Source organism: Thermodesulfobacterium hveragerdense DSM 12571 (assembly GCF_000423845.1).
Taxonomy (GTDB): Bacteria; Desulfobacterota; Thermodesulfobacteria; order Thermodesulfobacteriales; family Thermodesulfobacteriaceae; genus Thermodesulfobacterium; species Thermodesulfobacterium hveragerdense.
The window spans coordinates 31,563-43,529 of the sequence record NZ_AUIT01000006.1 but is presented as its reverse complement, the minus strand read 5'-3'; the positions used below and the strand labels follow the sequence as shown (position 1 = coordinate 43,529).

Annotated in this window: 14 protein-coding genes; 5 read left to right on the top strand and 9 right to left on the bottom strand. The window is 41.7% G+C overall.

What is annotated here, in order from left to right; all coding sequences use genetic code 11:
- Positions 1-62: 62 nt before the first annotated feature.
- On the top strand, positions 63-1,265 hold the full coding sequence (locus G580_RS0102755; protein WP_028840943.1) for a bifunctional 3,4-dihydroxy-2-butanone-4-phosphate synthase/GTP cyclohydrolase II: 1,203 nt from the start codon (positions 63-65) through the stop codon (positions 1,263-1,265).
- A gap of 22 nt (positions 1,266-1,287) precedes the next feature.
- On the top strand, positions 1,288-2,577 hold the full coding sequence (gene serS / locus G580_RS0102750) for a serine--tRNA ligase (protein ID WP_028840942.1): 1,290 nt from the start codon (positions 1,288-1,290) through the stop codon (positions 2,575-2,577).
- On the opposite strand, the gene G580_RS0102745 is transcribed toward serS, so the two are convergent.
- From G580_RS0102745 to exbB, 4 genes are read right to left on the bottom strand one after another with little or no spacing between them, the layout of a single operon-like run.
- Entirely contained in the window at positions 2,574-3,269 is a 696-nt protein-coding gene (locus tag G580_RS0102745) for a thermonuclease family protein (protein WP_028840941.1), read from the bottom strand. The two genes, serS and G580_RS0102745, sit on opposite strands and share 4 nt — an antisense overlap.
- A gap of 39 nt (positions 3,270-3,308) precedes the next feature.
- On the bottom strand, positions 3,309-4,061 hold the full coding sequence (locus tag G580_RS10935) for an energy transducer TonB (protein ID WP_051173011.1): 753 nt from the start codon (positions 4,059-4,061) through the stop codon (positions 3,309-3,311).
- Entirely contained in the window at positions 4,062-4,442 is a 381-nt protein-coding gene (locus tag G580_RS0102735; RefSeq protein ID WP_028840940.1) for an ExbD/TolR family protein, read from the bottom strand.
- A gap of 15 nt (positions 4,443-4,457) precedes the next feature.
- Entirely contained in the window at positions 4,458-4,883 is a 426-nt protein-coding gene (gene exbB / locus G580_RS0102730; RefSeq protein WP_028840939.1) for a TonB-system energizer ExbB, read from the bottom strand.
- Between the two features lie 386 nt (positions 4,884-5,269).
- Here exbB and ahbB point away from each other — a divergent pair, with 386 nt between their 5' ends.
- From ahbB to G580_RS0102710, 3 genes are read left to right on the top strand one after another with little or no spacing between them, the layout of a single operon-like run.
- The gene (ahbB, locus tag G580_RS0102720; RefSeq protein ID WP_038041395.1) at positions 5,270-5,755 is read left to right on the top strand and encodes a siroheme decarboxylase subunit beta; all 486 of its coding nucleotides are present in this window, start codon (positions 5,270-5,272) and stop codon (positions 5,753-5,755) included.
- A complete protein-coding gene (locus tag G580_RS0102715) occupies positions 5,752-6,300 on the top strand; it encodes a hypothetical protein (RefSeq protein WP_028840936.1) in 549 nt (182 codons plus the stop codon). The genes ahbB and G580_RS0102715 overlap by 4 nt, the downstream gene beginning before the upstream one ends.
- Positions 6,278-8,380, top strand: a complete 2,103-nt coding sequence (locus tag G580_RS0102710) for a sensor histidine kinase (RefSeq protein ID WP_028840935.1) — start codon at positions 6,278-6,280, stop codon at positions 8,378-8,380. The genes G580_RS0102715 and G580_RS0102710 overlap by 23 nt, the downstream gene beginning before the upstream one ends.
- Here the strand turns inward: G580_RS0102710 and G580_RS0102705 are convergent.
- From G580_RS0102705 to rpiB, 5 genes are read right to left on the bottom strand one after another with little or no spacing between them, the layout of a single operon-like run.
- Positions 8,377-9,177, bottom strand: a complete 801-nt coding sequence (locus G580_RS0102705; RefSeq protein ID WP_028840934.1) for a prepilin peptidase — start codon at positions 9,175-9,177, stop codon at positions 8,377-8,379. The genes G580_RS0102710 and G580_RS0102705 overlap by 4 nt on opposite strands.
- A gap of 6 nt (positions 9,178-9,183) precedes the next feature.
- Complete coding sequence (locus G580_RS0102700) at positions 9,184-9,564, bottom strand: PilZ domain-containing protein (protein ID WP_028840933.1); 381 nt, start codon at positions 9,562-9,564, stop codon at positions 9,184-9,186.
- Positions 9,551-11,119 (bottom strand): bifunctional ADP-dependent NAD(P)H-hydrate dehydratase/NAD(P)H-hydrate epimerase, encoded by a 1,569-nt coding sequence (locus tag G580_RS0102695; protein ID WP_028840932.1) that lies wholly within the window; start codon positions 11,117-11,119, stop codon positions 9,551-9,553. The genes G580_RS0102700 and G580_RS0102695 overlap by 14 nt, the downstream gene beginning before the upstream one ends.
- A gap of 23 nt (positions 11,120-11,142) precedes the next feature.
- Positions 11,143-11,523 carry a holo-ACP synthase gene (gene acpS / locus G580_RS0102690; RefSeq protein ID WP_028840931.1) on the bottom strand — a complete coding sequence of 127 codons (381 nt, stop codon included), beginning with the start codon at positions 11,521-11,523 and terminating at the stop codon, positions 11,143-11,145.
- Positions 11,520-11,963 carry a ribose 5-phosphate isomerase B gene (gene rpiB / locus G580_RS0102685; RefSeq protein WP_028840930.1) on the bottom strand — a complete coding sequence of 148 codons (444 nt, stop codon included), beginning with the start codon at positions 11,961-11,963 and terminating at the stop codon, positions 11,520-11,522. Before rpiB ends, acpS begins: the two co-directional genes overlap by 4 nt.
- Positions 11,964-11,967: the final 4 nt, after the last annotated feature.

The following is an 11,967-nucleotide window of genomic DNA, read 5'->3' as shown; positions in this document are numbered from 1 at the left end:
TAAAACGATTTTTCAAAATTAAAACCTAAAACAAACTCTAAAATAATAAGGAGGCAAAGTAGATGCCTATAAGCACTGTGGAAGAAGCGTTAGAAGACTTAAAGCAGGGTAAGCTTATCATCGTTGTAGATGATGAGGACAGAGAAAACGAAGGAGACCTCATTTTGGCTGCTGAAAAGGTAACCCCTGAGGCCATCAATTTTATGGCTAAATATGGAAGAGGTCTTATCTGTTTAGCCATCACCCAGGAAATCGCAGAAAGGCTTCAACTTCCTTTACAACCAAGAAGAGGGATAGACCCTTTTGGGACAGCCTTTACGGTATCTATAGACGCAAGGCATGGGATCACCACAGGGATTTCTGCCTATGACCGGGCTTACACCATAAAGCTGGTTATCGACGATAAAAGTACCCCTCAGGACTTTATCACCCCTGGGCATGTTTTTCCTATCATAGCCAGAAAAGGAGGGGTTCTGGTTAGGGCTGGGCATACAGAGGCTGCCGTAGACCTGGCAAGACTTGCTGGTCTTAAACCAGCTGGGGTTATCTGCGAGGTGATGAAAGACGACGGCACCATGGCAAGACTTCCTGACTTAGAAGAATTTGCTGAAGAATTTGGGCTAAAGATAATCACCATCAAAGACCTTATCGCCTACCGTATCCAAAACGAATCCTTGGTTAAAAGAGAGGTAGAGACCTTACTCCCTACTGCCTTTGGCACCTTTAAGTTGATAGCCTACTCCAACTTTATAGATAACGCCACCCACATAGCCTTGGTTATGGGAGAAATAGACGAAAACCCCATCTTGGTAAGGGTTCATTCTGAATGTCTAACCGGAGATGTTTTTGGCTCACTGAGATGCGATTGTGGGCCTCAACTTAAAAAAGCTATGGAAATGATAGCCAAAGAAGGAAAAGGGGTTATCCTTTATCTCAGACAAGAAGGAAGAGGAATAGGTCTTTTAAACAAACTAAAGGCTTATAAACTTCAAGACGAAGGAAAAGATACAGTAGAAGCCAACTTAGCCTTAGGGTTCAAACCGGACCTTAGAGACTACGGGATTGGAGCTCAGATCTTAAGAGCCCTTGGGGTAAAGCAAATAAAACTCATGACCAACAACCCAAGGAAAATCATAGGACTTGAAGGGTATGGAATGAAGGTGGTAGAAAGGGTTCCTATAGAGATAACCCCCAGACCAGAAAACTACAACTACCTTAAAACCAAAAAAGAAAAACTTGGCCACCTTATTTCCTGCTTAAAATAAACTTCTTTAGGGAGAAAGATAAATGCTTGACTTAAAACTGATAAGAGAAAAGCCTGAATGGGTTAAAGCCAGGCTAAGCACCCGGGGGCAAGACTTCCCTGTAGAAGAGATACTTTCTTTAGACCAGCAAAGAAGAGAGCTTTTACAAAAAGTGGAGTCCTTAAGACATCTGAGAAAAGAAAAGTCTGAACAAATCGGCAGTCTAAAAAAACAGGGAAAAGACGAGGAGGCCAACTTTTTAGCTCAAGAGGTAAAAAAATTAGGGGAAGAGCTTAAGACCTTGGAAGCAGAACTTTCTCAGGTAGAAAACAACTTACAGGAAAAACTCCTCTATCTCCCGAACATTCCTCATGAAACCGTGCCTGTAGGTAAAGACGATTCGGGAAACGTGGTGGTAAAAAGATGGGGAGAACCTCCAGAAATTGGGTTTGAACCTAAACCTCACTGGGAAATAGGAGAAAATTTAGGGATCCTTGATTTTGAAAGGGCTGGGAAGATTACAGGGTCAAGGTTTGTGGTATACTTTAACGAAGGAGCCCTTTTAGAAAGGGCCTTGATCAACTTTATGTTAGACCTACATGTTAAAAAACACGGGTATAAAGAGGTATTGCCGCCTTTTATCGTTAACGAAACCTCTCTTATAGGCACCGCCCAGCTTCCCAAGTTTAAAGAAGACCTTTTTAAGCTTGAAGGCTGGAACTACTACCTTATCCCCACAGCCGAGGTGCCTGTGACCAATCTTCACAGAGATGAAATTTTAAGGGAGGAAGACCTTCCTCTTTATTACACCGCCTATACCCCTTGTTTTCGGTCTGAGGCTGGGTCTCATGGCAGAGACACCCGAGGTATCGTAAGACAACACCAGTTTAACAAGGTAGAGTTGGTAAAATTTGTGGTCCCAGAAACCTCTTATGACGAGTTAGAAAACCTTCTTTTGGATGCCGAAGAGGTTTTACAGCTCCTTGGATTGCATTATCGGGTGGTAGCCCTTTGTACAGGAGACTTAGGGTTTGCCTCTGCCAAAACCTATGACATAGAGGTATGGGCACCTGGACAAAAAAGGTATGTAGAAATCTCTTCCTGCTCTAACTTTGAAGACTTCCAGGCAAGAAGAGCCAACCTCAGATATCGCCCTAAAGACGGGGGAAAACCCAGGTTTGTTCACACCCTTAACGGTTCTGGATTAGCCATAGGCAGGACAGTGATGGCTATCCTTGAAAACTACCAGCAAGAAGACGGTTCTGTCCTCATCCCTGAGGTGTTAAGACCCTACATGGGAGGGCTTGAAAAAATAACCCCTAAGAAAGCCTAACGGACCGGGAAGATCCTATCAAAACACTCCCTGGAAGGGCAATATCCTTCTAAAAAGGTCTCTTCTAAACTTTTAAAATAAACCTTCTTTTTTATCTTTCTTACCTCTGGGCAGTCTGGATGGTGAAACCTTTTAGACTGTTTATTTCCCACGTAGACCAGTCCTTGGGGTTGTTTATCAATTAGCGAGAAAAACCCCTTTCTCTTTTTTACTACCTCTGTCTGTAGAGGAAGCAGTTTATGATAAGCCTCTGCACTTCCTGAAAAATAACAAACCAGCGCCAATCCTTCTTTAACCAGTATTTCTGAAACTGAGGTTCCGTTTTCAAAATAAAGGTCCCCCAAAAGCCTGCCATAATGGTCTCTTTCCTTAAGGGCAAACTCAACCCTAAAAACCTTCCCTTCAGTTAGTTGCCGGTTTAAACTGTAGGCCTCTTCAGCAAAAGGTTGAGATAGTAAGTCTTTACCATGGTTTAACTCAGGACTATCAACCCCTGCATACCTGAGTTTTTCTCCGTTATGAAGTAAAACCGTATCTCCGTCTAAAGCCCTTACTACCTTTACGGTATTTTCTGAAAGCCTTTCCTCTTTATCTTTTTTACATCCTGCAAGCCCTATCCCACAGACTAAAAAGAAAACCCAGAAGAAAAGAATTATCTGTTTTATACAAAGCCTAAACCCTGACAACCTCATCAACTCTTCCCTGGTTTTTTAAAAAAGCTAATACTTATTTTAATTCAATCTATAGACTACAGGAAGGGTAATTTTTACGTCTACCGGTGGTACCGGGAAATATTTAGCACACCCCTGCAAAGTAGCAAGAGTATTTTCGTCTAAAACCTTATAACCAGAAGAGTTAACCACCCTAACCTCTTTTACTTCTCCCTGTCTGGTTAGCACAAAGGAAATTACCACCTTACCCTCCCATCCCATCCTTCTTGCTAAATAGGGATATTGCAGATGTTTTCTTACGATGTCAGAGATGATAGAAAACTTTTGGGAAAGAAAATGCTGGGCTATCTTCTCTTGATCTTTTTTCTCTGAATAGCCAGAAAAACCTTCCTGCCCCTCACTCGGTTTAGAAGTCCTTTCTTTAGCTGAACTAACAAACTGAGAAACTCCACTACCTGATCCATGAGAAGAAGACGTTTGAGAAAAAGTTTCCTTAGGTATTCTACTCTCTTTAGACGGGACAACCTCAGAAACTGCATTTTCTTCCTTAGCAATAAAATGAGTTGCCTCCTCTTTTACAGGCAGAGACTTATCTGGTTGGTTTTGGGTTAGTTGAAAAACCTTTGCAGTTTTTTCAGTAGTTAACGCCTGCTTGGATTTTTCTTGGGTAAGCTGAGAGCCTGAATAGGCTTCAAGGTCTATTTCTATGTATTTAGCCCTTCCTATTTCACTTAGCCTGAAAAACATCAAAAAACTTAGCAAGATTAAAAGATGCAAAAAAAGGGATGTAGAAAGATGTTTTACTGAAACCATTTATCTTACTACTTCGGTTTTTATAGAAACCCGTTTTATTTCATGTTTTTTTAAAAGGTCAAGGAGGTCAACCAGCCCTTGCACCTGAGAAGATCTATCTGCTAAGATGGAAACCTGAACCTCTCCTTTTAAACTTCCCACCAGGTCCTCAAGCTCTTTCAAGGTCACCTTCCTTCCTTCAAAAAACACCTCTCCCTCTTTAGTAAGGGTTATCTGATAACTTCTTATCTCAGAAGTCTCAACGTTTTTGGCCTTAGGCAGGTTGACAGGAATACTTCCCTGCACGATAAAGGTAGCAGTAACAAGAACTATGGTTAAAAGCACCAGCATGATGTCTACTAAAGGGATTACGTTTATGTAGTCAAACTCTTTTTCTTCCATCAAAACACCCTTTGGTTATCGATTAGACTGGATCTCCCATAAGGCTATCTTTTCTTTAACCTTTCTTAAAAGATAGTTGTAAAAAGCCGTAGAGGGGATGGCTACCAGGAGCCCCACAGCCGTTGCCTTTAATGCTAAAGCCAGACCTACCATGATTCTTTTACTATCAACCATCCCTTCCTGACCAATGGTATAAAAGGTAAGCATAATCCCTAAAACTGTTCCTAAAAGCCCGATGTAAGGGGCATTGGCACCTACGGTGGCAATCACATAAAGCCCCTTAGTTAAGTCCACCTCAAGCTCCTTGGGATGTTTATAATTAGCAAGGTCAACCCTTTTATAATAACCCACCCTTTCTATACCTATCGCTATGGAAATCACACTTAAAACCAGTAAAACCCCGATTATCCCATAATCTACCAACCACGCAAGATACTCCATCCCATCTCCCCCACCTAATCTTATTTCTCAACCAAACCGTAAAAACTATCCAACACCAAAACACAAAAATTGTTAAAAAGTATTACTAAAAGGAGATTAATACAGAAACAGTTTTTTGTCAATAGGGATAGCCCAACTTGGGCATACCTACCAAAATCAGCTGATTATAGGGACTAGGTTATGGATAAAAAAAGCTTACTCCTTTGTTTTCTTTTATCTTAATTTTATTTTGTTTAAACCCCCTGAAACCAAAGAGAGAATGGATAGCCTACCAAAAGTCTTGCATCGTAGTTTGGGGTTGTATATTAGTTTAAATTTTACCCTTGTCTTTGTTGGTTGAAAAATCGTAGTTAGATGCTATCTTAAAATACAAAAAGGTGGTACCTTTGAAGAAGGTTGAACTTTCTCAGACTGAGTGGTTGGTTTTAAAAGAATTGATCGATGGGCTTCTGATTTGTGAAAAGCCCTTTTTGGAGATAGCTAAAAAACACAACCTTTCTCAGGAAGAGGTTTTTGAGGCTATAAAAAGTCTTTTACAAAAAAGGGTTATCACCAGACTTGGGATCACTTTAAGGCACAACCTTGCAGGTATAGAAGGCAACGCCATGGTTGCCTGGAAGGTAGAAGAAGAAAGGGCAGAAGAGGTAGGCCAAGCCTTAGCTCAAAGACCCTACATCTCCCATTGCTACCTTAGAAAAACCTATCCCGACTGGCCTTATAACCTTTACACGATGGTTCACGGCAAATCCAGAGAAGAGGTCTTATCCGTTGTTAAGGAGATTTCCGAGGAGTTTGGGCTTAAGGAATATGAAATCCTTTTTACCCAAAGGGAAATCGTAAGAAAACATGCAAAATACGCCCTAACCCTATGAAAAAGATTTTTTTAACCCTCATCCTCTTTTTCTGTTTTATCAGCCCTTCGTTTGGGTTTAAGATAGCTAAAACCAAGGTTTACCGTTTTCAAGATCAGCTTATCCTGAGTATTTTCTATCAGGATTTTCCCACACAAGAGATACTTTTATCTCTAAAGGAGAAAAAAAATCCGGTTTACCTCAGGTTTTCCTTTGAGGTGTTTAAGAAACGTTTTCTTTTAACCGACGTTCTCATCCATAAAGAATTATACGTGCAAAAACTCTACTACAGCCCAGAAGAAAACCTTTATTTTTTAGAAGACAACTTTGGGATACAAAGTTTTGAAAATCCAGAAGACTTGGTGTTAAGAATTATGTATTTAGACTCCTATCCCTTAAGGTTTCAGGTTAAAAACGACCTCTCAAGCCTTTATCTTAAAACCAACCTGGAAATTACCTACCAAACCCATCTTTCTAAAGACTTAAGGTTTACCAAAAACCAGCATAAAATCCGTTTAAAGGCAGAAAACACCCTTCCTTTCGATGTTATCTACCGCAAGGATTAAAACTTTTTGCAAGAAACACAAAGTTTTTTTAGGACTTTTGATAGTCCTCACCGTTTCTCTATGGGTTGAGTTTAACCTTTTTGACCTTTCTCTGTTTTCAACCTCTCAAAAAAACCTTTTTCTGTTTTTCCTGTTTCAGATAAACCTTATCCTTATCTTACTTCTTCTTTACTTTATCTTCAGGTATATCATCAAGATTTTCTACGAAATCCAGATAAAAAAGGTATCTAAAAGCCTTAAAGTAAAGCTCTTTTTTATCTACTTTATCTCTATCGTTTTTCCTTCGGTTGTGCTTGTGCTTGGAAGTTTCTTTTTCTTTAAAAAAACCTTGGACTACTGGCTTAAAGAATTTTTCGAAGAGAGGGTGTTAACCGTTCTTTTGAACCCTGAGGATTACATAAAAGACATCGAAAGAGACCTTCTTGACAAAGGGCAACAGATCATAACAGATTATCTTTCCCAAACCGAAGAAATCAAAAGCTCTGTCCTGAGAGAAAGGTATCGTTATTTTATGAGGGTAGACTCTATAGAGGTTTTTGACTGGGGAGGAAATCTCAGGAAAAAAACCTATTCCTCAGACATCTCTCAAAAAATCGGAATTGCCCCTTCTTTTCTTGAAAGACTAAAAGCCTCTAAAAGCCCTCTTTCTGAAATCTCTCTGGTTAACTCAAGTCCCTATCTAAGGGTGTTTATCCCCTTTTACGACCCAAAAGGCCAACCCCTTATCTTAGCCATCGGTAAATTCCTAAGGTTAGAAGAGTTTTCAGGAGAAAAGGAACTGGTAGAAAAAAGATACTTTAGAACCTTTAAACAGTTTTTGATGACTGCAGGAGCTCTGGTTTTACTTTTGGTGGTGTTTGTAGGAGTATGGGTAGGAAGTAAACTTGGGAGAAACCTCACTGAACCTTTACAAAACCTGGTGATCGCAGCCCAAAAGATCTCTAAAAAAGACTTCAACCTGGAAGAACTAAAAGGCCTCACCCCTCTGGACGACGAGGTAGGAAGGCTGGTAGAGGCCTTTAACGAGATGACAAGGAAGATTAAAGAATACGAAGAGGAGGTCCAAAACTATAACCGCTACCTTCTTTCTGTACTTGACCATCTGCCTGTAGGGATCCTGGTCCTTACCCCTGACCTAACCGTCAAGTTCTCTAACCAGAGCCTTAACCATCTTTTAAAACACTATGAAGTTAAATCCCCACAAGACCTGATAGACAAACTTAACCTTCCTGCCCTTTTATCCCAGATAGACCTAACCAACCCCTTTTACACCACCCTTTCCTGGTCTACAGGACAGAAGGAGTTTAGCTTAGGGATTACCCTTCTTAAGCTTGAATTTTTAAAAACCCACGAATATCTCTTGATCGTAGAAAACTTAGAGGAAAAGGAACGCCTAAAAAGGCTTTCTTTCTGGAAGGAGGTAGCCTTAAGGGTATCCCATGAGATAAAAAATCCTTTAACCCCTATCAAACTCTCTGTAGAAAGACTTAAAAGACAGCTTGAAAAAACCTTAGAAGGAGAGAAAAAAGAGGTCTTACTTAGAACCACCAACATCATCGAAAAATACATCGAAGAACTTCGCAAACTTGCCACCGACTTTCATTACTTTACCAAAAAACCTGAGCTAAACCTGGAAAAAGGCACCCTTTTAGAAAGCCTGTTAGAGGTAATCTCTCTGTATGAGATAGCCTATCCTGAGGTAAAGTTTAGGCTTAAGGTAGAGGACGAAGGAGAATGCTGGTTTGACAAGTTTCAGTTAAAAAGGGTGTGGGTAAACCTGTTTGACAACTCCATCAAGGCTATGCAAGAAAAAGGAGAACTCTCAATCTCCCTTGCCAGAGAAGAAGGCTGGGTAATCTTAAAAATAGAGGACACAGGAGAAGGAGTGCCTCAAGAGGTCGTGGAAAAGATAAACCAAGGAGACCTTTTAAGCCTGAAAGACTTAGGGACAGGCCTTATCATGGTATACTCCATCATAGACCTTCATAAAGGAACCATAAATTTTTACAGAAAGAAAGATAAAGGAACCTCGATCGTGATCAAAATTCCTTCTCAAGAAAACCTTGTTAAGGCAAATTAAGATAGAAAAGTCTTAAAAAATTCTGCAAAAAAGGTGTAAACACCAGCCCCAAGGGCTAAAAAAGGCCCAAAAGGAATTTCTGTTTTTAAGCTTAAGTCTTTAGATTTCCCTTTTAATCGATACCACAGAACTGCCAAAAAAAAGGCAAAAATCCCTGAAAAAGAGGCTATCAACACCACCCAGTAAAAACTTTTATACCCCAAAAAAGCACCTATCCCAGCCATCAGCTTAAAATCTCCCATCCCAAGCCCATCTCTTTTAGCAAAAAGATAGTAGACCTCGTTAATCAGAAAAAGAAGGCCTGCCCCTGCTAACATCCCAACCACACTTTCTTCAAAACCAACCAGAGGGTTTAACCCTAACAAACTTGCCGTAAGTCCTGCCAACATCAAACCAAAACTGAGCTTATCTGGTATTTCCTTAACCCTAAGGTCGATAAAACTTATCACCAGAAGGATTATCAACCAAACCCAGAAAACCAAAAAGGTAGCCCAGCCATACCAGGGTTTAAACTTTAAATAAGCAGCTACTCCAACCACCGCGGTTAGGACCTCTACCAGAGGATAGGTGAGAGGGATTGGATTTTGACAAAAAGCACATCTTCCTTTAAGCATAACATAAGACAAAACAGGAATGTTGTGATACCACTTAAGCTCAGTTTTACACCTTGGACAAAAAGACCTGACAGGCCTTAGTACAGACAAACCCTCTGACCATCGGTAGATAACCACGTTAAAAAAACTACCTAACGCTAAACTCAAGACCGCTATCAACAGGACCTCAATTAGACTAAACATCAAACCCTAACCAGACTGAGGATTTTCAACCTTTTGAGAGGTTTTCAAATATCTTTGATAAGCCTTTTTGGCCTCCTCTATGTTTAAAAGGGCTTTTAGATAATAGTTCCACACAGGTAAAAGCTCTCGTTCGATGTCCAGGATCTCTATCCCTAACCCTGGCTGTTCTTCTGTGCCATGATGTACCACCAGCCCATAAACAGGGATCACTCCTACCTCAGGAATTTCTATCTCAAAAAGAACCATCTTCCGTAAAGGAATAAGCTTATCGGTTCGGATAAAACATCCCTTGTAAGAAACATTAAGCACCTCGTATGCCTCTTCAGACCCCGGCAAATAAGCCTTAATCCTGGTAGGGCATCTTGGAAACCTTCTAAGGTCTATCATCACATATCTCCTTTAAAACTTCTGGGATTTTGTTAGCCACCTCTGAAGCCAGATACCCGAAAGGTCCTTTTTCAGAGGCAAGCTTTTCTCCTGCCCATCCGTGTAAAAACACCCCCAAGCAAGCTGCTTCAAACACCTCATACTTTTGAGCCATCAAAGCCCCTATCACTCCAGAAAGCACATCCCCTGTGCCTCCCTGAGAAAGCCCAGGCACATCCCAGACAGAAATCCCCTCTCTTCCGTCAGGGGAAGAAATCACCGTATGTGGTCCCTTTAGCACCACCACCGCACCTGTCATCTCAGAAAGCCTTTTAGCTGAGGTTAAAGGGTCTCTTAAAATCTCCTTCTTAGAAATTTTAAGCAACCTCTCAGCCTCTCCTGGATGAGGGGTAAGGACCTTTGGACAGGGAAGCTCTTTAAGTCTTTCAGGGTTTTCAGAGGCTATGGTTAACCCGTCTGCATCGATCAACACCGGAACCTTGACCCTTTCTAACAACTCCCAGAAAAGCCTTTTTACCTCTTCCCCTAAACCAAGTCCAGGGCCTACCACCAAGGCGGTTTTCTTTTCGCAAAGGTCAAGCAAGGACTCAAGATTGGCATAACTAACCTCTCCTCTCGGGCCTTCTTCAAGCCCTGCAGTCAGAGCTTCAGGTAGCATAGATGCATATACCGGCTGAAGACTCCTGGTTGAGGCCAAGGTCACAAGCCCAGCCCCTGCCCTTAAACCACCCAATGCCGAAAGCAACCCAGCCCCACTCTTACCCTTGCTTCCTGCTAACACAAGAAGATGTCCAAAAAGCCCTTTATGGGTATAACCTTTACGCGGCCTGAATACCTTTTTGGCCCACTCCAAATCTATCAAATACCTCTTAGGCGCCTTCTTTTCCACCAAAGGTTTGAAAAACCCAATAGGACAAACCTTAAGCCTTCCCACATACTCTTTTCCCGGATAAAAAAACTGTCCTACCTTGGGTAGCTCAAACGTAACGGTAAGGTCTGCCTTTACAGCTGTTCCAAGCACCTCACCTGTATCAGCACACACCCCAGAAGGCATGTCTACCGCAACCACCTTGCATCCCCTGGTTTCTCGATAAAGGTTTATTTCCTCAACGATGGCAGCCAGATTTCCCTCGATAGGCCTTTTAAGCCCTGTCCCAAAGATGGCATCCACCATTATCTCAGGAGAAAAATCATAAAGTACCTTTCTAAACTCAACGATATACCCCACCTCTTCTGGCATAAAACCTAAGTTTTCAAGGACCTTAAGGTTGGTCAAGGCCTCTCCCTGATAGGTTTCTTTTTCTGCAAGAAGTACCACCTCGACCTCATAGCCAAGGTTTACCAGGTGCCTGGCACATACCATCCCGTCTCCACCGTTATTTCCTGGCCCGCACACCACAAGCACACTGCCGTAGGTTTCTACCGGATAGGCCTCAAAAATAGCCTCAGCCACAGAAAGCCCCGCCCTTTCCATCAACACCTCAGCCGGAACCCCTACCTCTTTTATAAACCATTCGTCGAGAGCCTTCATCTCAGAGGCCTTTACCACCTGCATAACCCTACCCCTCTCCTATCCAGTTATCCTCCAGTTATTACTACCATACATACCACATAATCCTTTTCATGAGAAAGGCTAACCAGACAATCCCTTCCACCTCTTTCTCTAAAAACCTCTAAAGCCCTGCCTTCTATCTCTATGAACGGCTTTTTTGTTTGAGGGTCTCTAAGAAGGCTTATCTCTTGCCAGACAAAGGGTTGATACCCACCTAAGGCCTTGTAAAAGGCCTCCTTAGCCGCAAAGCATGAAGCTAAATAGACAGGGGTATCTTTGCGTTTTAACGCTAAAGATACCTCCTTAGGATGAAAAACCTTTTCTAAAAAACGTTTTGGATAGGCAGAATAAATTTTCTCTATCCTTGGTAAGTATACTAAGTCTACCCCTATACCAAGTAGGTTCATCTAAGATTCTTAAGTTTTTCTATAAGTTCGAGCCTGCGCTCGTGTCTTCCTCCTTCAAAGGGTGTTTCTAAAAAGGTTTTAACTATCTCCACCGCCATCCCATCCCCAATCATCCTTCCGCCAAGGACAAGCACGTTGGCATCGTTGTGAAGCCTTGCCATCTTGGCAGAAAAGGGCTCATGACAAAGGGCAGCCCTTATCCCAGAAAACCGATTGGCCACAATACTCATCCCTATCCCTGTCCCACAGATAAGGATCCCCCTTTCTACCTCTCCTTGAAGCACCTTCTCCACCGCCTTTACCCCATACTCAGGATAATCCACCGCCACATGAGAATAACACCCTACATCTACCACCTCATGCCCTTCTTTGGCTAAAAAATCTTTTATCTTTTCTTTTAAAAAATACCCTGCATGGTCTGAGGCAATGGCAATCTTCATAGGT